Here is a 22,662-nt window from a genome sequence, read left to right on the forward strand (position 1 = left end):
TCCGACACGCCTCCATTTCGTGAATGTGTTTCGGATCTCCTTGTATAGATGATGGTTAAGTGTCATTCACGGAGGGATTGCGAGTTCCGTGCATACGGGCCATTCGGTGAATCCACCCCTCGGGGGGGTGGGTCGGCCCCCCGGAGCTTGGCCCTGCCCCCCCCGGCGATGGGCCGGCCTCCGCTGCTGGTCGGTTCACCGAAACCCGCCGATTCACCGAATCGATCCGGGCGAGTGAAACGGCGCAAGTCCCTTCATAATAAGGGGATGTCGTCTTGATTCACCGAATGAGGCTCAATGGGCGCTGCGGTGAATCAGACCCACCCGTGATCGGGCCGGGCTCGGGCGGGGCCCGCCCCGAGACGGGTCGCCCCGCCCGTCGAGGATTCGAGCCCCTCGCCCTTTGGGCCCGCCGACGCCGCCCGTTCGGGGCCACTCGGCCCCGGTCGTCCCGCCGCGCGGCGGGCCTCTGAGAGTGCGGCACCGACTGCCGAGGCCCTCCGGCCTGAGGATCCCGAACCAGCCCTCGTCCACTGGATCAGCCCAGCCAGGCGCGGCCGGCCGATCGTCCCGCCGCCCAGCCCCCACGCATACCACCCCTCGGGGCGTCCGACCGGCTTCCGGCCTGGACGGGACGGGAGGATCGCAACCTCGCTGATGCAGGAGGCAGGACTCCGATGGGTCGGGGCGGGCTGCGGGTGGGCCCGAAACGTCGCCCTCGAGGGGGATGGGACGACGCCCTGCTAGATGGGCCGGCGGCTCCCCCCGATGCGGGGCGGGTCCGTCTTCCGTGCGAACGGTGCGGGGCGGATGAGAAAGCCCCGCCGGGCCGATGCCCGGCGGGGCCGCGGGGGGACGCCGAAGACAAGATCGATGGTACTGCGGACCGCCGGGACGGCCTCGCCGAATCACCGCACTTGCTCCCGACCGTCGGCCGCGCGGCCGACGGTCCCGGGAGGTCGGGCCGACCGTCTCGATTGAATCCCGAGATTCACGACGCTGGGGTGGCCATCCGGTGCCCGGGCGGGAGCGGGACGTTGCGGCCGTCCACGTCGGGGCCCCGGGCGACGTCCCGAGGGGCGGCCCCCAGCCGACATGCGGGTCGGCCGCATCTCCGTGGATCAAACGACGCCACCCTCGGCGGAGGCCGGTCGGACGGGAGAACGGAGTGTTTCCACGACGCCCCGTCGCGCCGGGACGGTGGTTCTCCGTCGCGAGGCGAGGGCCGATCGCGGCGGCCGGCTCGTCCTCATTCGCGGCGTCCGCCGCCCGGGGCGGTTCCGGCGCACGGTCGGCGAGGGCCCGAGGCGGACGACGCGAGCGGCGAAGCCTCGACTCGGAAGGCTTCGAGGAATACGCCCGCCCCCGCCATCGACGGGTTCCCGCGGAGGCCGTCCCGCGAGCGCCCGCACTCGATCGACGGCCCATCCGCGCCGAGCCGGCTCCAACGGTCGGCCGCCGATGGTCCTGCGTCCCCGTGCAACCGGAGATCGGGCGACCCTTCCTCGCAGTCCTGCGCATCGAGGAAAGCGACGCCGACCGCTCCGGAGGGGGGGTGCCGTCGTCTGTATCGCCCGTCGTGCGCGGGCGCGCCGCCCCCGGGGGCATTCCCGACCCGGGAGCACGAACGGGGATCCTGGCCTCCACGGCGCGCCGTACTCCGCCCAGGGTTGAAGCCCCGCTCCTGGCGATTCGGGCCCGCCGCGTCCGAAGACGGCTCCACCCCTCGGCGCGGACCTCCTCCCGGGCCTGGATCCCGCCTTCCCGGGAGGGGGGGCGGCTTGTTTCGTCGGCCGTGATGAGGTCGGCCCTCGGAGGTCGCCGGTCGAGGCCGCCCCGCCGGGAACCGTCCGCCCCGCGAAGGGGAAGTGAGTTCCGGTCGGCCGCCGGGTTTCGTCAGTTCCGGCAGCGACGTCAGTGGGAAGGTAAGGATCGACCCGTCGTCGAAGGGATCACGAGGCGGCCGCCCTCTCTCGGGCTACCGTCCCTCGGATGGACGTCTTGGAGTACGAGAATACTATATATATGTACAGTATACTCACTTTAAGAGTGATTACCCCGGCTTCCGAACGCCCGGGAGGGGGAGGGGGAGTACGGTTGCACGGCGAACGGATCCCCCCGTCGATCTCGATCCTGCAAGCCCCCCTCGGCGCTCTTCGATCCCGCCTTAGCACCTCACTGACGTCGCTGCCGGAACTGACGAAACCCGTCGGCCCCTGCTCGGGTCCTTCCGACGCGGACTCTCGGGCCGCCCGCGGCCTCGGCCTCCTTCCGGCCGACGGTCCTCGACGACGCATCCCGGACGGCGGGGCGCGGACGTGATCCTCGTTGGGCCTCCTCCGGTACGCCCCCTCGGAAGCGTGCAGGGCCCCGTCCGGCATCGACCGGCTCGCGTCGCCGTCGCGGTCGCCGAAGAATGCGGCGCGGTCGGCCTCCGTCCGGATCGGGAGCCCGGGATAGCCTGGGCGTCCCCCGATGGAGACGGCGACGACGCGAATCGCCGTGCGGGGGCCGTGAACAGTTGGACCCCGATAGGGATGGAGCCCCGATGGGAAGAGGGAGAGAGTCGCCGTGACCGAGTCTATCGTCGCCGCCCCGAGCGGCCCATCCGTTTCCGCCCCCCAGGACCCCGCGCCGACGGCGCCGAGCCACGCCGACCCTTCGACGTCCCCGCCCGCCCCGCCCCCCTCCGATCCCGCGTCGGCCCCCCGGTCCGACGCCCGAGACCCGAGCGACCCCGCGAACTGGCCCGACCCGATCGGGTTCGACGCCGGCCTCGAGGCCGTGCCGTCGTTCGACTACCGCCTGCTCCCCGAGCCCCTGAGGTCTCGCGTCCGGGACGTGGCCGACCGGGCCTCGGCGCCGGCCGAGTACGTGGCCGTCCCGATGTTGGTCGCGCTCAGCGGGGTGATCGGGCGCGGGCTGGCCGTCCGGCCGAGGCGCTTCGACGACTTCACGCCGACCGCGAACCTCTAGGGGGGCATCGTCGGGGCCCCCGGCACGATGAAGTCCCCGCTGGCGGACGAGGGGACGGCCGCCCTCCGCAGGCTCGAGTCCGAGGCGGGGGAGGCCCACGAGGCGGCCTGCTCCCGGGACGCCGCGGAGGCCCTCGCGGCCGAGGCCGAGCTGGGCTGGCTCCGCAAGGAGCTGGCCCGGCTCGCGAGGAAGGGGGCGGCCGCCGCCGAGGAGCGGAGGACCATCGCCGAGCGGATCGCTGCCCTCGGGGCCCGGCCGACGCCCAGGGCCCGCCGTTTCGTCGTGGTGGACGCGACAGTCGAGAAGCTGGGCGAGCTGCTCAGGGACAACCCCCGGGGCCTGACCTGCCTCCGCGACGAGATCTCGGGGTGGGCGCAGGGCCTCGACCGCAAGGGGCGGGAGGGCGACCGCGGGTTCTTCCTCTCCGCCTGGAACGGCTCCGGGCTCGCGACGGTCGACCGGATCGGGCGGGGGACCGTGGCCTTCCGCAACCCGACGATCGCCCTCTTCGGGACGACCCAGCCGGACGCGATCGCCCGCCTGGTCGCCGAGGCCTCGACGGGGGGCCGGGGCGACGGGCTGATCGCCCGCTTCTCCCTCGCGGCCTGGCCCGACCCCGCGCCTTATCGGCCGGTCGACCGTCGTCCCGACCGGGCCCTCAAGCTCGCCGTCGACGACGTCTTCCGCCGCCTAGCCGAGGCCGACTTCGCCGCCCGCGGCGCCGAGGTCGACCCCTCCAGGCCGGACGACCCCCCGTTCCTCCGCCTCTCCGCCGAGGCCCAGCCGATCTTCGACGGCTGGTTTGACGCCCTCTCGGCCCGACTCGCCGACTGGACGGGCGACGCGGCCATGGCGTCGCACCTCGCGAAATACAAGAAGCTGGCGCCGGCGTTGGGCCTGCTCCATCAGCTCTGCTCATGGGACGCGAAGTCGACGCTCGCCCCGGTCTCCGCCGAGGCGGTCCGGGCCGCGATCGGCTGGTGCGGGCACCTCGAGGCCCACGCCCGCCGCGTCTACGGCTGCAAGGCCCGCTCCGCCTTCTCCCCCGGGGCCGTCCTGGCCGGCCGGATCGACGAGCTGCCGTCCCCCTTCAAGGCCCGGGACCTCGCACGCAGGAAGTGGTCCGGCCTGGCGACCCCCGAGTCGGTCGAGCGGGCCCTCGAGGAGGCGTGCGAGCGGCGGTGGATCATGGCGGCCCCCACGTCCCCGGGACGCAGCGGTCGACCGACCGTGGCCTACCACCGCAACCCCCGCCGACCCGGCCGGGCCGTCCCGCCGCCGCGGGCCATGGGCGAGCCCCTGGGCCTGGAGGACCTTTTCGCCCTCGCCCTGGAGTTCGAGGAGTCGGGCGCGGCCGAGGACGTCGCGATCTCCCCGTCCTGCATGGCGGCGGGCCTCGTCAAGTTCTCCGCGAGGAACCGGAAGCTCGGCGGCTCTCCGGCGGACGTTTGCTTGTCCGTGGGCTCGGACCGCGTGTCCGCCCTGGAAGCCCTCACTGAGGCGGTCGAGCAGGTCCTCGGGCGGCGCGACTCGGGCTCCCCGATCGGGCCCGACCCCCGCGTGAACCCGCCGGGAGGCCCGCCGGAGCCGCCGCCCCCACCGCCCGCCCCCGAGCCGGGCTCGCCGGGCGTCGCCTACCCCGCCGACCTCCCCGCCCGGGTCGTCGCCGCGTCGGGCCTGGGGGCGGCCGGCGAGGCCCGCGCGCCGGCCGCCGGGAAGTCGGCGCGGGTTCGGGCTCGGCGGCGGTCGGACTCCGGACGCGCGGCGTCCCGGCCGACGGCTCCCGCCGCCCCGCGTCCGAGATGCGGGCGGGCCCCTTCCAGATCCCCGGCCGTCTCCTGCAGACCGCCGAGCCCACCCCGGCTCGTCTCGTCGCGTCCGCCTCCTTGAGTCCGGTCCCGAGCCGACTCGTGTCCCGGCCCCGGGCCGATCGACCACCACGCCGATGCGGGTCGGCGACCGCGAGCCGATCCTCGCCCTCGTCCGCTTCGACCTCGGCGGCCTCCCGCGTCGATCCGATGGAGGTTGCGATGGACGGCCGCTCGCCCCCCCACGGCTCGGACCGCGACTCGTCGCGGGCGTGACGCCCGTGGGCCCCCGATCTGAATCTCGGGATTCATCTCGATCGGGCCGCCCTGCGATTACGCGCGGACGTCCGACGCCGCCTCGCCGCGTCTCCTTGCAGGGCGGGCCCCGGCCGTCGAAGTCCACCGAGGGCGGCCCGGATGATCGATGGTGATCACCCGGTCCGGTCGCGAGGGCCGCCGGGGGGAGCCCAAGGTGCGGGAGCCCCCCGGCCACACCCGCCCTGGCGATATGGCGGGATCCTTCGAGGACGTCGCGAGGCGCTCGACGACCTCCGAGCGGCCCGGTCGGGTTCGGCTCGACCTCGACCGCGGCCTCCCTCGCGGAGTCCGGGAAGACGCCCCGGAGTAGGGCGCGCGGCGAGGCGGCGACGGCGGCCCTGCGACCGGCCCCGGAACGAGGCGAGCCCGGGGCTCGGCCGGGCCGGCGCGGCTCCGCGAGGACGTCGTCCGGCCCGCATGGGGGCGATGCCGAGAGGAGCTCGGCTTACGCACCTCGCGGGGGCGGGCCGGCTGGAGGCGTGCGACGCGGCGGACGCGGCGACCGGGACTCGTCGCCTCCCCGGCCCGCCCCCCCACGCACAGTCCCCGCGACGCCGGCGAGCGGCCTTCCCGCCCGAGGCGGCCCCCGGACGAAGACGCCCGGATCGCGTCGAATTCGACGTCGGCATGGAGTCGCCTGCAGCGGAGGCCGTGCTCGAGGCCGAGCGTCGGCGAGCAGGCCGATCGATCATCGGTCGCCTCCCCTCGTCAGGGGCCCGGAGGCGAAGACGCGGAGGAGCGTGGGGAGGACCTGACGATCGTCTCGGCCCCTCCGACGCCCCCTTGAGGCGTCGAGGGCGCTCGTCGACGGCGGGCGCCGAATCCGTGCCGGGCCGCCGGCCGCGGCCACGCCCCGGCGCGCGGTCGCCGGGTCGCCGTCCCGAGACCGGGGCGCAACCTCGGCATGCGGGACGGTCGGGGAGCGCCGGCCGGCGATTCACGATCGCGGCGGCGCGACGGCATGACCCATGCGGCCCCTCCCATCGCCCGACTACGAGCACGGCCGCCGAGGTCCACCTCCGGCGGACCGGGCCGACCGCGCTTTTGCAACAAATCCCAGCGAGGTCGTCATCCGCATTCGCGGGGGGGACGCGATGGATCCGCACCCCGCCCGGCGGCTGCGGCCCCCCGATCCCCGCCCCCCGGGACTCGTCGGCGACGACGTGCGGGGCCGGCGACGGCGGCTCGACGAACGACGTCCGGCGTCGCCGAGATCGGAGGATCGACGGGCGAATCGTTCGAATGCTCCGCCCGGACGGCCCCGGCGTGGGCGAGGCCGGCTCGCGAGATCGATCAGGGCTTCCGACGTGGTCGAGAGGGATCCGCCCTTCAGCTCGCGGGAGCTAAAAAGAACCGACCCTAGGGCAGGGCCCTCGAGCCCGCCGTCCCCCCAGCTCGATGGTCGGCGTCGTCGACGTCCGGCGGTCGAACTCGAGGGGACGGTCGGGCTGGGATGGATCCGGCCGCCGTGGGCCGACGCCCAGCGGGTCGAGGACGGACGGCCCCGCCGGGTCAGGGCCGGGCCGGCGGGCGCGACGGCCTGTCGAAGCAGATGCGGCCGCGCTCGCAGGTGATCGGCTGGCAGGACCTCGGGACGGCCTGCTCGTACGGGCAGACGAGCACGCCGTTGGCCCGCTTGAGCGGCCCCGACCGGCGGACGCGGAAGGCCAGGTCGGCCGACGCCGGCACCGAGCCGGGCGGCTCGCCCGGCCCGATCATCCAGGCCGTCCGGACGCCCGGGTCGCAGGGCGGAGGCCCGGAGTCGCGGTCGCCGGAATACCACAGCTGCACATTGGGCAGGCCGGCGAAGTCCGCCAACGCCCTTCAGATCTCGGGCACCCTCCAGGACCGCGTGTAGGCGAAGAAAATGGTCGAGCGGCAGAGCCGGGCGGCCTCGGCCCAGAGGCCGACGTAGCCCGCGGAGTGGAAGTCGCCCGAGCCGTGCACGCGGACGACTCGGATGAAGTCGCGACGGACCTGGCCGGCCAGGTCGGCGACGAAGCCGGGGCCCTCGGCCCGGGCCACGTTCCGGGCGTGGCGAGACTTCACGGACGGGAAGGCGAAGCGTCCCGAGCGCGCGTAGCAGGACGCCCGGCACGCCGGGGTGGACCCGGGGCAGGAGGCGACCGCGGGGGTCGAGAAGGTCCAGATCAGCTCCCGCCCCAGCTTCGCATTCCCCCGGCAGAGCAGCGGGTGGCGGGGGCGGACGCGAGGATTTCGAGGCGATTCGACATGGGGCGGCTCCTGGAGGGCGGCCCGGGTCGGTCGCGGGCCGGCGGCCCGGCGAGCATCCGGGCTCGTGCGGGTCGGTCGGTGACGCGCGCAGACTCTCCGAGGCCGAGGGGCCGGCCGGCGATGCCTGGCCCGAGCGGCTCGGGGATGCGGACGTCGCGGGGCCACGCCGGGCGACACTGGCGACAGGGGGGAGGGGGAGGGGCCGACCGGGCGGCGGCAAGCTCGCCGGCCGGCCCGCGGGCAGGGGGCGTGGCGAAGTCCGACCGGCTCCGACCGCCCGAGACGACGGCGGCGTCCGCGCGCCGGGCTTGGGGCCGCACGACGTGCCGTGCGGCCCCCGGACGCACGGTCCCCAGGCGTCGAGGAAGGCCGCGACGAGGGTTCGGCCCGCTCGTTCCGCGATCCGAGACGCAGCCGCGGCGGCGGGGGACGCCCGGTTTCTCGGCGATTTCGACGGGGTAAGAGGAAGGCGGAGCCTCGATGCACGGTGCCCGTCCCGGTCTCACGAGATTCACGCGAAGGGCGCATCGAGCGGAGGCGGGGCTGCCTGCGCGTCACGCCCGCCCCGACGTCGCGGCGTTCGGATCGCGAGGGTCCTCGCGAAGCGAGTCGAGGGGCTAACGCTCCCGATCCTTGATGACGCGGTTCCGCCGCGGATTAAGCGGAGATGGGAAGGGAGGAGCGACTCGGACGTTCGGGGCGGGAAGGGCTCCCCGGCCTCTCGACCGACCTCCCCGATCTCAGGCGCGGGACGATCTGTCGGATCGTCCGGATACGAGCCCAACGCACGCTCGGCGACGTCGGGTGCAGGCTTCGCGGGCCGGATCGAAAGGAGCTCTTGCGGTGCCGTAAGGCCGCAGCCCGGAATCGGTTTCGACGACTTTCACCCGCGACGTCGAGCGTAGGCCCTCGACTCCGGGCTCCTGATCGGAGGGTCGGGCGGAACGGACCCGGGCGAGCCCTCTCGCGGTGGCCCTCGGCCCGTCGAGCGGCCCGGCCGCCAGAGGTCAGTCCGGACGCGCGATCGATCCGAAGAAGTACTGGTACCGCCCAGCGACCGCGTCCGGGGCCCACCGACCGGCCTCCATCAGGACGAGTTCGCGATGGCGGGCCTCCCACGCGGGGTCGTCCCAGAGCCGTTCGATCGTCGCCACCCAGGGGGCGACCTCGCGGTCGGCCGGCGTCGCGAGGCCGCCCGTGAAGCCCTCGGGGGGCGTGGGGAGGAACCCGCCGTCGTCGAGCGTCTCCGGCAGGGTGCCGCGGTCGCTGGCGAGGACTGCGATCCCGTTGGCCATGGCCTCAGACCGTCCCGGCGTTCTCAGTTCGAGGGAGCGGTTTTCGGCCCCCCTGAGCTGGCCGGGAGCGGTGATAGACCCCGATGGGGCATGACCGAGAAGCGAAATCAGGCCAAGCAGGATGTCGAGTCGCGCCGGTAAGCTGATCACCTCCTAATGATTTTTCAAGAGTTCTTTACATCGACATCAGGCTTCGTGTCGACGAGATCGGAGCGGAGGATCGCCGGATGGAGCGACGCTGCAGCGATTCACCATCGGACGTATGCTCGACGCCTCGGGCGGTTACGCCTGATTCAGCCGAGGCGGCGCGAGCGGGCCGGGCTTCAGTCGTGGCGATCGCACCACTAGGAACGGGTCCGGACCTCGATCACAGTCGAATACCGGGAGGCTCCTTTCGCATCGAGGGCGGCGACCCGGAACCAGTAGCGGGTACGCGGCTTCAGTTCGGTCCAGCGGAAGCTCGCCTTGTCCGCCTGGCCGGACCGAGATTCGGCGAAGTGCACCCCGTCCAGGCTGATCTCGACTCGGTAGCCGCTCCCGCCCGTCGAGTCGTGGTCCCACTTCAGGTCGACCTTCGTCGCCCAGATGGTGTCCGCGCGGAGGCCAGCCGGCGCCGCAATCGGTCCCGCGTGGCGTACCGGCTCCGTCAGAGGGGCCTGCGCCGAGGACGGCTCCGGTCGCGGGGTCGACGCCTCGGCCGGGCCCGGATGGGGCGTCGGCCCCACGGGCGGTTCGAGGTCGGTCACGACCATGATCTCGTTCGTGTAGTCCGAATAGGCCTCGCCGTTGGCGGCTCGGACCTTGAACCAGTAGCGGGTGCCGGGCTCCAGGCCCGCGACGCGGAAGTCGGCGTCGCCGGCGACGGTCGTCCCGACGTGGCGCCAGTCCTCGCCGTCGCGGCGCACCGCGACGCGGAAGCCCGTCACGTCGCCCGACCGGTCGTCCCATATGAGGTCGACCATCGTCGTGCGGACGTCGTCCGCTCGCAGGCGCGTGGGAGCCGAGGGGGCGGCCAGGAAGGGCGAGGTGGGCGTCGTTCGGGTCCGAGCCGAGTCCGTGGACGAGTCGTCCGGGAGCGGTCCTGAGCCCCCACGGGCCGCGTCGACGCGCACCGTCGTGACGCCCTGCTCGCCGGTCACGGCCACCTCCAGGGCCCGAGGCTGGCGATCGGCTAGGGCGACCGATGCCGCCGACGGGGCAGGCCCCGAGGTCACGGGGACGAGGGGCGGTGCCTCGCCGGCCCCCGCCGGCACCCCCGGGACGGTCCGAGCGGTCGGCCCCGGATCGGCGGGACGGAGGACGTCCAGAGCCTTCTCGAAGTACCCGAGCCGGACGTCGAACGAATCCTTGTCATACGTGTTCACCACCTTGGAGATGCCGTCGCTGACCGATCTCGCCGTCCCCGCTCCCGACTTCTGGGATTCGGAGTAGCGGTCGGCGTGCGCGTTCAGGCCGTGATGGTCCCAGAACCAGCCCCCTACGCGAGCCGCGGCGATCGGGTCCCGGGCGACCTTCCAGGGGTCCCAGACCAGCCGCTCGTCCTCGTAGAGGCCGATCGAGGCCGCTCGGTAGTTGCTCTTGAAGGTGAGGTGGATGAATCCTCGGCCGATATATCTCCATCCGTCGCCGGCAGCGTCGTTGCCGTATCGACCCCCGTAGACCTCCTCGGCCAGCGCGGGGGGGTTGTGGGCGAAGCCCTGAGTCGACGCGAGCGTCGGGAAACGCTTCGGCCAGACCTCCGTGAGGCGCTTCGCCTTGTAGTCGAGATCCTCAGTCATCGCCTCCAGGCTCTTGGTCTCCAGCCGGACCTGGGCCAGGAAGGCGGCCTGCCGCTTGTGGGTGACGATGCCGAACTCGCCGAGGGTGCGATTGAGCGGCTCCAGATATTTGCGCAGGGTCGCGTCGGAGGCGGACGCCATGACCTGGCGGAGCTGGTCGAGCGTGACTACCCCGAGCCGCGTCGCGTTGTTCGACTCGTCGGTTTCGATCTCCGACCCGACGGACAAAGAGGTCGCGGGGGTCGGGGGCTCCTCGGACGGGTCGATCACGACGAACAGGTAGGGACGGGCGACCGTCCCGCCGAAGCGCGCCGGGAAGACGACGTCGACCGCATGCGACCCCACGACGCCCGTCTCCTCGCCGTCGCGGTCGCGGGAGGGCAGGGGGATCGTCGCGATCAGCTCGGCGTCCCCGTCGAAGGAGGGGCCGGCGCCGCGATAGAGGCCGACGAGTGGGCCGGACCTCAGCCGATCGCCCGACACCTCGTAGTGCAGCACGAGGCTGTCATCGTCGATCGCGTCGGCGCGGACGACGCGGATGTCCACCAGCCGCCGCGACGGATCCAGCGACACCACCTTCGTATTGTTCCCCGAGTCCGTCTCCGGCACCGAGCCGTCCGAGTTGAGGATCATCGCGAGGTGCGTGGCCCCGGCCGGGGGCTCGCCGAGTTCGCGGGGGGTTAAGTGGAGGTTGAATTGACGCGTCGAACTCGGGATGGCCGATCGGGAGTTGTAGCTCTCCAGGCCGTCGGCCGCGGCGGTGCCGAGGTCCCGGCCGTCGGCGCCCAGCCATCTCAGGGCGACGCCGTGGCGCCATTCGCCCGGCCAGAGACGAGACGGCACCGCCTCCTGCGTCACGTCGTAGCGGAGGCGGAGCACGTCCCCGTCCCACCACAGCTCGCGGGCGGACAGGTCGGGGAGGTCGGTCTCGAGGTAGTCCACGTCGAGCTTATAAGGCCCGAACGAGGCGTGGGATCGGGACGGGTTGTCGCCGCCGCCCCCCGCAGGATCGTACTTCCGGCTGCTCGAATGCGAGATGCCGAGGTAGTAGGTGCCGGCCTTGAAGAAGGTGTAGTCCAACTGCCAGGTCGCGCGTCCTGCTTTCTGGGAGCCGGAGAGCGGGGTGGAGACCTGCGCGGGGCCGGTCAGGTTCATGGCCGGCATTTGCACGCCGTCGGCGTCGAAGAGCTTCAAGGCCACGGAGGCCGAGCCCTTGATCGGCTTCTGCTTGGGGAACGGGGTCGAAGTTGCCCAGGTCTCGACGCGGAAGCGGAGCCTGGCGCCGTCCTCGACCTGGAACCGATACAGGTCGACGTCCTGGGCGTTCAGGCGGATGAACTCGCCCCGGGACATGCCGGCTCTCGGGGCGTCGAGGAGCCCCAAGGCGTCGGTCACGGCGGTCGGCGTCCGCCCGGCGGTGATGAGGCCGAAGTCCGTGACGCGCTCGCGGATGGTGTCGTCCGGGTCGTCGGGGTCGACGTTGGCGGCCTGCCGGCCGGTCGCCACGGCCGCGGGGGCCGGCGTGGGCGTTGACGCGACGCCGGTCGTCATGAGCTGCCGACCTTCGAGGGATTCGAAGAAGGGCCGGGTGCGACGAGGAGATCTTGGCATTGTGTCGTTCTCTGCTCGCGTGGTTTCGGGTCTCAAGTGGGCTCCGCAGCGGGCCGGGCCGATCGAGCTTTCTCGCCCAGCCTTGCCGCGACGAGGGACGCCGGCTCATGCATCGGGCGTGAAGCGTGTGGCAAGGCGGGTGAGCCGGCCACAGGGGAGATCACCGAACGGCGCCGACGACGACACGGGGCCCGGGATTTCCGCCTGGTCCGAAGTCGCCAAGGGCCCAGGGCTGAGGTCGGTCGGGTGAGCGGCGACTCCGGAGACCGCCCGGCGGGCGTCGGAGCGGGACGACCCGACCGCGTCGGCTCGCCGAGGCGGACCGAACTCGAACCGCGGCGCTCGGCCGGCCGAGGTTCTGGCTCGCAGCACGGTCCCGCCGTCCTTCGTCTTCGAGCCCGTCACGCGCCGGCGGTTGAAGTAGGAAGGAGGGCCGCCCAGTTCGATCAATCATCCTGGATCCAACGTGGGCGTCTTCGAGATCGTCTCGATAATCCGTGTCGCCCGGACCGGCAGGCGGTGATTGAGCTCAGGGAGGGTTCCCCGTCACCTGGCGAACGGCCGACATCGAACTGGCCCGGGGAAGCGGCCAAGCCCGCAAAATGGGATGAAATCAGGAATGACGCTGGGATCCACACATGCAGGCATTCGGCCGTGTTTGCTCGGTTTCCGTTTCATCGGCCCGAAAAGTCTGGAGACGCTCCTCATGAAAGCTCGAACTCCGACTCGACTCCCCGAGACTTCGAAGTCGTCGCCGGATCATCCCCGGTCGCATCCGGTCCGAGATGCGGGGCCGGACGTGGAGGCCCGCCGCCGTCGAGCGGCTCCGTTCATCGGGGCGCTCATCCTGCTGCTGGCGGCTCGCGTGGAGGGGCAGACCGCAGAGCAGGCTTATCAGGATGCGATCGCCTGGTCGAATCAGGGCCGCAACGATCACGCACTGGCTCTTCTGGATCGAGCCATCGGGCTCGCCCCGGCCTGGTGGCCGCCCTACCTGGTCCGGGGAGACGTCAGGTCGAGCCAGGGCTTGCAAGACCTAGCCGTCGCCGACTTGAGCCGGGTCATCGAGCTCGATCCGTCGAATGGAGAGGCCTTCGTCCGCCGAGCGAAGTCGAGGCGACGACAGGATCGCTACGACCTGGCGATCGCCGACCTGAACCGCTCGCTTCAGTTAGTGCCGAGCCTGGTGCCCGCACTTATGGAACGTGCGGAAATCCTCTCGCTGACGGGGAACCTGACGGCCGCCCTCGACGACGCCGACGAAGCCGTCCGACTCGATCCCTCCCGGTCCTTGGCCTACCAACTCCGGGCGATCATCCGAAACCTCCTGGGTCGCCACGAACTGGCCCTGGCCGACCTGGACCGGGCGATCGAACTCGACCCCGATAATGAGCCCGCGTCTTGGACACGTTCCCGGCTCCGCTCGACCTGCCCCGATCCTCGCGTCCGAAACGGCCCGCTCGCCTATCGAGACGCCCTTCGAGTCCGTCAGCTCGGAAAGCCGGAGGATCCTGGGAACCTCATGGTCCTGGCGGCTGCTTATGCGGAGTGCGGCGACTTCGCGCACGCCGTGGAATATCAGAAGCGGGCCCTGGCCGGCGCGCCGGACGCCCTGGCGTACGCCCTCCACCTCCGGGAGTGCCTCGAACACTACGAGGCCAAGCAACCTTGCCGGGAGAAGGGACCGTCCCCGGCCGCGGCCCCCCGCCTGCGGTCCCTGGAGCCGCTCCGGGCCCCGGCGCGGGCAAGCAGGCGAGCCTCGTCCGGGCGCATGACTTGTTCCTGGCGGGGAAGCCCGTCGAGGCGTAACGCCTACTCCGCGAGGGGGTCGCCCGGACGCCCAACGACGTCGAGCTGCGGTCCCATCTGGCGGCCAATCTCATGGGCCAGGTGAAGCCCGATCTTGCCGAGGAACAGTTCCGGGAGATCCTCCGGCTGGATCCCGCCAACGCGACCGCCCACTGCGGGTTGGCCACGGCGATCCTGGCGCAGCCTCCCATCTCACGGCCGAGGATCGATGAGATGGTGGCGAGCCTGAAGGAATCGATACGCCTCAAGGTGGACCCGAGGATGTCGTACAGCATCGTCGGCCAAGTCTTCTCGGCCGCCGGCAGGCCCGATGAGGGGACCAAGCTCCTCGAAGACGCCGTAGCGGCGGAGGGGGCCCCGGGGATCATCCACTATCACCTCGCCGAAGCCCTCCAGGCCCGAATAGGGCGGGATGCCGAGGCCGTCTCGCACTACCAAACGGCCATCGCGGGGAACCTCCCCCGCCAGCTGGCCCTCACGGCGCACGCGAGGCTCGGCGCTTTGCACGAGGCCCAGGGCCGGCCCGGCGACGCGCTCGCCGAATACCGCAAGGCCTCGACGCTCGCGGCCCCGGGGGGCCCGGAGGCGCGATCGGCGATCCAGGCCATCCGCCGGCTCGAGGGCGCCGGCGATTCGCCCCGCCGCGACGGCGCGGCGCAGGACGAGGGGCGGCCCGCGTCCCCCTGATCCCCGGGCCGCGATCCCACCCTCCCCGATCGATCCCGACGTCCGTCGCACCCCGGCGGGTGCCGGCCGCCGGGCCATCCCGAGGCCGCCGTCCGGCGGATCAAGCCGGGCCTGGCTGGACGGATCGGTCGGGCCCGCCGGCCCGATTCGCTCCCCTCCGGCCCACGGCCGGAGCCCTGCGACGATTTCGATTGAACCTGGGACGCCGACGATGATAACATCCGACCTGACGCCCGACGCACCCCGGACTTATCGCCCTCGCATGTCCGACCCCGACCCCTCCTTTCAGATCGTCCTGGACGCCCTGGACGCGGGCGACCAGGACGCGGCACGCGCCATCTACGAGCGGTTCGTGGACCGGCTGGTCGCCCTGGCGGCGCGCAAGCTGGATCGACGCCTCGGGGCGAAGGTGGACCCGGAGAGCGTGGCGCAATCGGCCTTCGAGTCGTTCTTCAAGCGGCGCGGCCGCGGTGAATATCAGCTGCGCGACTGGGGCATGGTCTACGGCCTGCTGTCCCACATCGCCTTCCGAAAGTGCTTGAACCGCAACCGCGACCAGCGCCGCCTCCGCCGCGACGCCTCGCGCGACGTCGCCTTCGAGGACTGGCAGGCCGCCGACCGCGGGCCCGGCCCGGAGGACGAGGCGGCGATGGACGAGCTGCTCGAGAAGGCCCTCTCGGGGTGCGACCCGGACCAGAGGGCGATGATCGACGCGTTCCTCGGCGGCGCGGACGCCGAGACGGTCGCGCGGCGGGTGGGCCTCTCCACCCGGACCGTGCAGCGCACGCTGGAGCGGTTCCGCGGGCGGCTGGAGGCGCTGGTCGGGGCCGAGTGAGCCCCGGCCGCGGGCCGGCGGTGCCGGGGAGGAGGTGCCGATTGGTGGTCGGCGACGGGGCCGACGCCCCCCCCTCGGGGGGCGAGGCCGGGCGAGACGACGTCGTGTACGCCTTCGAACTCGCCTTCCGCGGCTCCTCGGCGCCGCGGATCGAGGATTACCTCGTCGGCGAAGGAGAGCCGCGGACGCGGCTGCTCTTGGAGCTGGTCCACAGCGATCTGGAACTCCGCCTGGCCGCCGGCGAGCCGGCTCGCTTGGCGGAGCATCTCGACCGCTTCCCCGTCCTGGCCGCGAGCCCGGCGGCGCTCGAGCCGCTGCTGGAGACCGAGCTGAGGCTTCGGGCCCGTGCCGGAGACTTGATCGACCTGCCCGCATACGACGCGAGATACGGGCCGCTCGGGCTGCCGGTACGCGCGATCTCGCGGCGTGCTGGGGCCGCCCCGCCGTCGGTGCCCGGCTTCGCGATCCGCGACGAGATCGCGCGGGGCGGGATGGGGGTCGTCTACCGCGCGAGGCAGGTGGCCCTCGGCCGCGAGGTCGCCCTGAAGGTCATCCGCGGCGATCGGCTCGCGGTGGAGAGCGTCGGCGACGACTACCGCGCCCGGTTCCGCCGCGAGGCGGAGGCCGTGGCCGCGTTGAACCACCCGAACGTCGTTCAGGTCTACGAGGCCGGCGAGGCCGACGGCGACCTCTACATCGCCATGGAGTTGGTCGACGGCCCCAGCCTCCAGAAGGTCCTGATCGAGCGGGGCGTGCTGGAGCCACGCCGGGCCGCGGCCCTCGTCGAGCTGGCCGCCCGCGCCGTCCACGCGGTCCACGGCCGCGGCATCGTTCACCGTGACCTGAAGCCGGACAACCTCTTGATCGCCCCCTCGGGGGAGCCGAAGGTGGCCGACTTCGGCCTGGCGCGCCCCGTCGACCTGACCGACGGCCGGACCCACATGGGCACCGTGGTGGGGACGCCCGAGTACATGAGCCCCGAGCAGGCGGCGCTGACGGGCGAGAAGCCCACGCCGGCCGTCGACGTCTACGGGCTCGGGGCCGTGCTCTACGCCTGCCTGACCGGCCGGCCTCCCTTTCCCCGCGGCTCCGTCCTGGCGACCCTCGAACGGGTCCGCAGCCAGCCGGTCGCGCCCCTGCGCGCCCTCCGGGCCGACTGCCCGCGCGACCTGGAGACGATCTGCCTGAGGTGCCTGGAGAAGGAGCCCCGTCGTCGCTATCCCTCGGCCGCCGACCTGGCCGACGACCTGCTTCGCTGGCTCGACGGCCGGCCGATCCGGGCCAGGCGGGTAGGCGCGGCCGAGCGGGCCTGGAAGTGGGCCGGGCGCAAACCCGTCGTCGCCGGCCTGGCCGGGGCGACGGTCATGACGCTCGTCGCCGGCACGACGGTCAGCATCTCTCTCTATCTCCGGACGGCCGCCCAGGCCGCCGACCTGGCGCGAGCGAACCGGAGCCTGGCGACGACGGTGGCCCAACTCAGCCAGACCGATCGGGCACGCGCCGCCGCCCTGGTCGAGGCGGACGCCCAGAAGGCCGTCGCCGAGACGAAAGAATCCGAGGCCCGGCGGTACTCCAACTCGCTCGCCACCGCGCGCGGGGCCCGTGAGGCCGACGAGGGGGACGGATTCTCCGCCCTGGTCTGGTTCGCCGAGTCGCTCGGCCGGTCGGACGACGAGGACACGGCCCGACGCCGGATGGCGATGGCCCGGTGGGCCACCCACGTCCGGCCCGCCCTCCTGTTCTTCCCCTTCCCTGCGGACGTCGAGGGCGTGTCGGCCGGGTTCCTTCCGGGAGGGAACCGGCTGTTGACCAGGTCAATTGGGGCGGGCGAGCTGCGGTTCCGGGACGCGACCGCCGGCCTCCCCGTCGGGCCGACGATCGGCCGTCCCGGCCTCACCAGGGACGCGTGCAGCCCCGACGGACGGCGGATCGCCACCGCCGCCCTCGGCGGCGAGGTTACCGTCTGGGACGCCGAGACCGGAAAGGTCGTCTGCCGGCCCCCGGCGCACGCCGGCCCGGTCGGGACCCTGGGCTTCTCCCCCGACGGCCGTTGGCTCGTCTCGGCCGGGATCGACCGCCTCGTCCGCGTGAGCGACGCGGGCACCGGCCGCCTGAGGTACCCGCCGCTGGAGCACGGCTCGCGGGTCGGCGGCGGCTTCACCCCCGACGGGAAATTCATCGTCAGGGGATCGCCGGGAACAAGCAGGCGCAGGTCTGGGACGCCGAGACCGGCCGGCCCATGACCGACCGGGCCGTCGAGGGGCTGGGCGTCTGGCCGACCCTGAGGGCCGTCGCCGTCGACGTCGACGGCGAGGACGCCTACACGGCGATCCTGGCTCCGTTCCCCGGCGTCTCCGACGAGTTCAGGGCCTGGGACCTCGCGGCCGGCAAGCCCGGCGGCCCTCCCCTGGAGGAGGCCCCGAGCCGGGCCGATCCCCAGGCGGTCAGCCCCGACGGGCGATGGCTGCTGCTGACCTCGGACAGGGAAGCCGGCGTCTGGGACCTCCGAACTGGGCGGAAGCTCGGCGGGAGGACGTTCCCGGGACGGGTCCTCGCCTCGTCGTTCGCCCCCGACGGGCGGACCGTGGCGACCACCATCGAATCCTTGAGGCTGGTCGTGTGGGACGGCCAGACCGGCGAGAGTCGCATGCCCATCCTGTCCGACGTGTCCGGGTGGCACTTCAGCCCGGACATGGGGCGGCTGGCGGTCACCCACAACAACGGCCTGGTGCGCGTCTGGGACTTCGTCGCCCCCCCGACCCGGGACCGTCGCGTGCCCAACAGGCTGTTCTTCGCCGACCAGTTCGTCGTCGACCCCGGCGGGCGATACTGGATGACGACCAACACCAGGCGCGAGGGCCCGGACGGCAAGTCCGCCAGCATGGCCACCCTCTGGGACGGCGAGGCGGGCGAGCCCGTCTCGCCGCCGATCGAGCTGGGGAGCGGGGCCGGCCCCCCGCTCGCCGCCTTCGCCCCGGACGGCCGGCTCGCCGCCGGAGTTCGCGGGACGGGCGTCCGGCTGTGGGAGGTGCCGTCCTGCCGTCCGGTTTCCGAGGCCCCGGCGCTCCCCTCGGCGGTGGAAGCGCTCGCCGTGCGAGCCGGGGGCGTCGTGGTCGCCGTCTGCGGCGACGGAGCGATCCGCACCTGGGACGGGGCGGCGACGTGGTCGACTTCCTGCAACCACCCGGGGGGGGTGACGGCGGCCGCCCTGAGCCCCGACGGGGGCCGCGCCCTCACCGCGGGGGACGCCGCGGTTCGCCTCTGGGACGTGGCGAGCGGGGCCGCGATTTCCGGGGACGACGGGTTCTGGAGCACCCCGCAGCTGGTCGTCTCGGGGGCGTTCAGCCGGGACGGCTCCCGAGCGGTGGTGGCGACCCTGGATCTCCTCGCGCACGTCCTCGACGCCGGCACGGGGCGTCCGATCGGCCCTCCCCTCGCCATCGGCCGCGCCGCCTATCCGCCCGCCCTTTCTCCGGACGGCCGGAGGCTCGCCACGGCCGGCCGGGACGGCAAGATCCTCGAGTACGAAGTCGCCGACGGCAACCTGGTGAGTCCCCCGCTCTGGGGGCCCCGGCCCGCCCGAGACGTCTCCTATCACCCGAACGGCGAGGTGTTGTACGTCACCGGCGGCGAATCCGCCCCGTCGTCCGGGGCCAGCCCCGTCGGGGTGTCGGTCGTGGACCTCCTGGTGCCCGAGTCGCTCCCCGCTCCGGAGCTGCGACGGCTGGTCGCCGTTCTGGCCGGGTTTCGCGTCGGCGAGGGGGGGGCGAGCCAGGTGCGGCTCGGCCCCGATGAACTCGTCCGGGAGTGGGACGAACTCAAGGCTCGCTTCCCGGCCGAGTTCCGCGTCGACCCTGATCACGTGGAGTCCTGGCACTTGCAGGAGCTTGGACGCGCCGCGGGCGGCAAGGACCTGTTCGCGGCGCGGCTCCACGCCGAGGCCCTCCTCCGGTCCAGGCCCGGGGACGCGGACCTGCTCGAGATGAAGCGGGTCGCCGACGAGACGTTGGGCCCGCGCTGATCGATCGCGACGGGTCGAGAACCCGGATTTCTTGTCGCGTCCCGGCCCCTCTCGGTGATTGCTCCATCGGACGACCTTTCAGTCCCGATTGGAGCGAACCATGCGACGCAGAATCCGAATCATGGCGGCGGTCGTGGCGCTGCTCGACGGGGGCCTGACGGGGGCAGGCGCCCTCGTGCAGGAGCCCGCCCCGCGGGCCGTCGTCGGGCGAGGAGACGAGGCCGAACGAGCCCGGCTCGCGGCCGACCTGTCCGAGCTGGACAAGCACACGGAGATGTGGGCCGCCTCGAACGACGAGTTCCTGAGGAAGCTGGCCGCGACGAGGCTGCCCGCCTGGAGGTCGGCGGCCGAGCGGGACGACCCGACCGCGTCGTTCCTGCTCGGCCGCTGCCTTCATGAGGGGCTCGGGGTCGAGCCCGATCCCCCCGCGGGGGCGGAACGCCTCCGGAAGGCGGCCGAGGCGGGGCTGCCGGAAGCCATGTTCTACCTGGCCGCGGCGTACGGCCAGGGCAAAGGGATCGAGAAGGATCCCGAGAAGGGCCGTTCGTGGATCAAGCGAGCCGCGGAGCTCGGGTGTCCCTCGGGGATGGTGACCTACGGGATCCTACACTTCACCGGCGACGCGACGGGGGGCGCCCCTGACGTGCCGGGGGGCCTCGCGTGGTACACCAGGGCGATCGAGTCGGGCAGCTCGCTGGCGATGAGCATGCTGGGCGACCTCTACCTTCTCGGCGCGGGGGAGGCGGTGCCCGCCGAGCCGGCCAAGGCCGTGGAGTGGTACAGGAGGGCGTCCGAGGCGGGGAACGCCGTGGCGATGAAGACCCGCGGGTTGATGTACGAGGAAGGGCGCCACGTCCAGGTCGACCACGACGAGGCCGTGTCATGGTACCGCAAGGCGGTCGCGCTCGGATACAGCGGCGCCATGGTCAACCTCGGGAACTGTCACGCGGTGGGCCGGGGCGTGCCGCGAGACGAGCGGAAGGCATTCGAGCTGTACCTTCAGGCCGTCGAACTCGGCAACCCCACCGGCATGAACAACCTCGGCGGCTGCTACCTGAACGGCGCGGGGGTGGCCCGGGACGAGCGCCTGGCCTACCGCTGGACGAAGCGGGCGGCCGATGCCGGATCTCCGGACGGGATGAACAGCCTAGGGGTGTATTACCGGAAGGGCATCGGCACGGCCGATGACCACGGCCTGGCCTTCAAATGGCTGAGCCGGGCGGCCGAGGCCGACGACCGACGGGCCATGCGGAATCTGAGCGACTGCCATCACCTCGGGATCGGCACCCACGTCGACCTCGACATGGCCGCGACCTGGATTCGTAGGGCGGAATCGGAATGAAGAAGGCGGTGGGCCGGCCGCGTGGGTCGGCCCGCCTTGCAAGGTCGAACGTCCACGAATCGAACTCGAAAGGACCCACCATGAAGACGAGACATGCGAACGCCTTGCAAGTCCTGAACGTCGCCCTGGGCCTGATCGCCTTTGGGGCGGCCGAGGCGTCCGGGATGGACCAGGTCGCGGACGATCACCGGGGGCTGGTCGCCGCGATCCAGCGAGGCAACGGCTCGGGCGACTATATCAAGCGGATGGGCCCCGCCCGCGCCGCCGAATGGAAGCGGGCCGCCGAGGCGGGCGATCCGGCCGCCCAGGGCCTCTACGGGCGCTGCCTGGAACTCGGGGCGGGCGTGACGAAGGATGACGCGTCCGCCGCGGCGTGGTACCGCAAGGCGGCCGAGGCGGGTGACGACGCGGGTGCGTTCCTGCTCGCGTACTGCTATTACGACGGGGCCGGCGTGGAGGCCGACCCGGTGGAGGCCGTGTCGTGGTGCCGGAAGGCTGCGGGGCGCGACTTCGCCCCGGCCGTCGTACTGCTCTGACGATTTTACAACGAGGGAGTCGGCCTCCGGTCCGATCCCGGGCGCGCGGTCGCGCTGTTCCGAAAGGCGGCCGACCTCGGCTCGATCGCCGCCCTGGCGGAGTTGGGCTCGTTGCTGGCTCAGGGACGGGGCGTGGAGAAGGACCCGCGAGCTGCGGCGGACGCTTTCCGGCGGGCCGCCGAGGCCGGGCTCATCAACGGCCTCTTCCTGTACGGCAAGTGCCTGGACGAGGGCTTCGGCGTCGCCGAGGACCCCTCGGCCGCGGCCTCGAAGTTCCGCGAGGCGGCCGAGGCGGGCCACACCGGGGCGATGCTCAGCTTGTCGGGCGCGTGCCGCCGCGGGCGGGGCATGCCTCGCGATTCCGAGGCCGCGGCCCGCTGGTTGCGCCGCGGCTGGGAGGCCGGAGACCGCGACTGCGCGCATCAGATGGCCATCGCCTTGCTTTTCGGCGACGGCGTCTTGAAGGAAGAGGCCGAGGGGGTCGCATGGGCGCGGCGGGCGGCCGAGGCCGGGCACCCTGATGCGATGGCCCTGCTCGGGGCCTGCCTCCGCGACGGCTACGGGGCCGGGAGCGACCCGGCGGCGGCGTTCCGCTGGCTCAGCCGGGCGGCCGAGGCCGGGAGCCTCCCGGGCATGCGCGAACTGGCCTCGGCATACTCCAAGGGGATCGGGGTAGGGGCCGATGCGGCCCGGGCCGCGGAGTGGATGGGCAAAGCGGCCGAAGGGGGCGACGTGAGGGCCATGACCTATCTCGGCGACCTGCTCAGGCTGGGCTCCGGCGTCGACAAGGACGAGCCCGAGGCGGTGCGCTGGTACCGCAAGGCTGCGAAGGCGGGGGACGCCGACGCCATGTACTGGCTCGGGACCGCCTTGGTATTCGGGCTGGGCACCCCCAAGTCGGCTCCGGAGGGCCTCCTCTGGCTCACCCGTGCGGCCGAGGCGCGGCACGACAAGGCTTGCATGACGATCGGCATCTACCATGAGGAGGGGCACGGCGGTACGGTCGACTTCGAGGAGGCCTTCTCGTGGTTCCTCAAGGCGGCCGAACTCGGCTTGAAGGAGGCGATGAACAATGTCGGCTCACATTACTTCGACGGTCGCGGCGTCGAGCGGGACCGGGAAGAAGCGGTGCGCTGGTTCCAAAAGGCCGCCGACCTGGGCGAAACGATGGCCATGGAGAACCTGGCCGACTGCTACGATGAAGGTGCTGGGGTCCCGCGCGACCCCGGCAGGGCCCGCGAGCTCCGAATGGGGGCCAGCCAGGTTGCTCGGGAACCTTCCCGATGATCGCCCGCCTCGCCTCGCCTCGCCTCGCCTGAGGATGGACTCCCGACCGATTCGAGGGGTCCGCCTCCCGCGTCGCGTCCGATGGGTCGAGGGGGGCCGACCGCGCCAGGGGAGATGGACGGGA

14 protein-coding genes and 1 pseudogene are annotated in these 22,662 nt (G+C 72.7%); 11 read left to right on the forward strand and 4 right to left on the reverse strand.

The annotated features are described in order from the left end of the window. Positions 1-2,571: 2,571 nt before the first annotated feature. Together G6O68_RS11175 and G6O68_RS11180 are read left to right on the forward strand one after the other, a co-directional pair. Positions 2,572-2,976, forward strand: coding sequence for a hypothetical protein (locus G6O68_RS11175; RefSeq protein ID WP_165247673.1), 405 nt, complete (start codon positions 2,572-2,574; stop codon positions 2,974-2,976). 6 nt (positions 2,977-2,982) lie between these two features. Continuing rightward, a complete protein-coding gene (locus G6O68_RS11180) occupies positions 2,983-4,866 on the forward strand; it encodes a YfjI family protein (protein ID WP_261345596.1) in 1,884 nt (627 codons plus the stop codon). 1,748 nt (positions 4,867-6,614) lie between these two features. Here G6O68_RS11180 and G6O68_RS11185 read toward each other — a convergent pair. The 4 genes from G6O68_RS11185 to G6O68_RS11200 form a co-directional block, all read right to left on the reverse strand. After that, positions 6,615-6,920, reverse strand: coding sequence for a hypothetical protein (locus G6O68_RS11185; RefSeq protein WP_165247677.1), 306 nt, complete (start codon positions 6,918-6,920; stop codon positions 6,615-6,617). A gap of 6 nt (positions 6,921-6,926) precedes the next feature. Next, positions 6,927-7,865 carry a GP88 family protein gene (locus G6O68_RS32750; RefSeq protein ID WP_240911148.1) on the reverse strand — a complete coding sequence of 313 codons (939 nt, stop codon included), beginning with the start codon at positions 7,863-7,865 and terminating at the stop codon, positions 6,927-6,929. 479 nt (positions 7,866-8,344) lie between these two features. Further along, a complete protein-coding gene (locus tag G6O68_RS11195; RefSeq protein WP_165247681.1) occupies positions 8,345-8,632 on the reverse strand; it encodes a glycosyltransferase in 288 nt (95 codons plus the stop codon). A 344-nt stretch (positions 8,633-8,976) separates the two neighbouring features. Further along, a complete protein-coding gene (locus G6O68_RS11200; RefSeq protein WP_165247683.1) occupies positions 8,977-11,961 on the reverse strand; it encodes a fibronectin type III domain-containing protein in 2,985 nt (994 codons plus the stop codon). Positions 11,962-12,727: 766 nt separating this feature from the next. On the opposite strand from G6O68_RS11200, the gene G6O68_RS11205 reads away from it, so the two are divergent. From G6O68_RS11205 to G6O68_RS33565, 9 genes and pseudogenes are all read left to right on the forward strand, one after another. Further along, complete coding sequence (locus G6O68_RS11205) at positions 12,728-13,915, forward strand: tetratricopeptide repeat protein (RefSeq protein WP_165247685.1); 1,188 nt, start codon at positions 12,728-12,730, stop codon at positions 13,913-13,915. Then, positions 13,903-14,517, forward strand: coding sequence for a tetratricopeptide repeat protein (locus tag G6O68_RS11210; RefSeq protein WP_165247687.1), 615 nt, complete (start codon positions 13,903-13,905; stop codon positions 14,515-14,517). The genes G6O68_RS11205 and G6O68_RS11210 overlap by 13 nt, the downstream gene beginning before the upstream one ends. A gap of 211 nt (positions 14,518-14,728) precedes the next feature. Continuing rightward, positions 14,729-15,352, forward strand: coding sequence for an RNA polymerase sigma factor (locus G6O68_RS11215; protein ID WP_165247689.1), 624 nt, complete (start codon positions 14,729-14,731; stop codon positions 15,350-15,352). 44 nt (positions 15,353-15,396) lie between these two features. Then, positions 15,397-17,595 carry a WD40 repeat domain-containing serine/threonine protein kinase gene (locus G6O68_RS11220; protein ID WP_240911149.1) on the forward strand — a complete coding sequence of 733 codons (2,199 nt, stop codon included), beginning with the start codon at positions 15,397-15,399 and terminating at the stop codon, positions 17,593-17,595. Next, positions 17,592-19,373 carry a WD40 repeat domain-containing protein gene (locus tag G6O68_RS11225; protein WP_165247693.1) on the forward strand — a complete coding sequence of 594 codons (1,782 nt, stop codon included), beginning with the start codon at positions 17,592-17,594 and terminating at the stop codon, positions 19,371-19,373. Before G6O68_RS11220 ends, G6O68_RS11225 begins: the two co-directional genes overlap by 4 nt. A 100-nt stretch (positions 19,374-19,473) precedes the next feature. Continuing rightward, positions 19,474-20,715 (forward strand): tetratricopeptide repeat protein, encoded by a 1,242-nt coding sequence (locus G6O68_RS11230; RefSeq protein ID WP_165247695.1) that lies wholly within the window; start codon positions 19,474-19,476, stop codon positions 20,713-20,715. Positions 20,716-20,795: 80 nt separating this feature from the next. Beyond that, the gene (locus G6O68_RS33425; RefSeq protein WP_165247697.1) at positions 20,796-21,251 is read left to right on the forward strand and encodes a tetratricopeptide repeat protein; all 456 of its coding nucleotides are present in this window, start codon (positions 20,796-20,798) and stop codon (positions 21,249-21,251) included. A 15-nt stretch (positions 21,252-21,266) separates the two neighbouring features. Continuing rightward, positions 21,267-22,400, forward strand: a pseudogene (locus G6O68_RS11245) (tetratricopeptide repeat protein); the annotation flags it as partial. Between the two features lie 24 nt (positions 22,401-22,424). Then, positions 22,425-22,538 (forward strand): SEL1-like repeat protein, encoded by a 114-nt coding sequence (locus G6O68_RS33565; protein ID WP_390625368.1) that lies wholly within the window; start codon positions 22,425-22,427, stop codon positions 22,536-22,538. Positions 22,539-22,662 lie beyond the last annotated feature (124 nt).

It is taken from the genome of Paludisphaera soli, assembly GCF_011064595.1.
Taxonomy (GTDB): Bacteria; Planctomycetota; Planctomycetia; order Isosphaerales; family Isosphaeraceae; genus Paludisphaera; species Paludisphaera soli.

Excerpts from the sequence above, each read along its gene's own strand:
- G6O68_RS33425 (WP_165247697.1), top strand. The coding sequence starts at position 20,796 with ATGAAGACGAGACATGCGAACGCCTTGCAAGTCCTGAACGTCGCCCTG.
- G6O68_RS11230 (WP_165247695.1), top strand. The coding sequence starts at position 19,474 with ATGCGACGCAGAATCCGAATCATGGCGGCGGTCGTGGCGCTGCTCGAC.
- G6O68_RS11205 (WP_165247685.1), top strand. The coding sequence starts at position 12,728 with ATGAAAGCTCGAACTCCGACTCGACTCCCCGAGACTTCGAAGTCGTCG.
- G6O68_RS32750 (WP_240911148.1), bottom strand. The coding sequence starts at position 7,865 with ATGCGCCCTTCGCGTGAATCTCGTGAGACCGGGACGGGCACCGTGCAT.
- G6O68_RS11215 (WP_165247689.1), top strand. The coding sequence starts at position 14,729 with ATGATAACATCCGACCTGACGCCCGACGCACCCCGGACTTATCGCCCT.
- G6O68_RS11225 (WP_165247693.1), top strand. The coding sequence starts at position 17,592 with ATGACCGACCGGGCCGTCGAGGGGCTGGGCGTCTGGCCGACCCTGAGG.
- G6O68_RS11195 (WP_165247681.1), bottom strand. The coding sequence starts at position 8,632 with ATGGCCAACGGGATCGCAGTCCTCGCCAGCGACCGCGGCACCCTGCCG.
- G6O68_RS33565 (WP_390625368.1), top strand. The coding sequence starts at position 22,425 with ATGGAGAACCTGGCCGACTGCTACGATGAAGGTGCTGGGGTCCCGCGC.
- G6O68_RS11210 (WP_165247687.1), top strand. The coding sequence starts at position 13,903 with ATGGGCCAGGTGAAGCCCGATCTTGCCGAGGAACAGTTCCGGGAGATC.
- G6O68_RS11200 (WP_165247683.1), bottom strand. The coding sequence starts at position 11,961 with ATGACGACCGGCGTCGCGTCAACGCCCACGCCGGCCCCCGCGGCCGTG.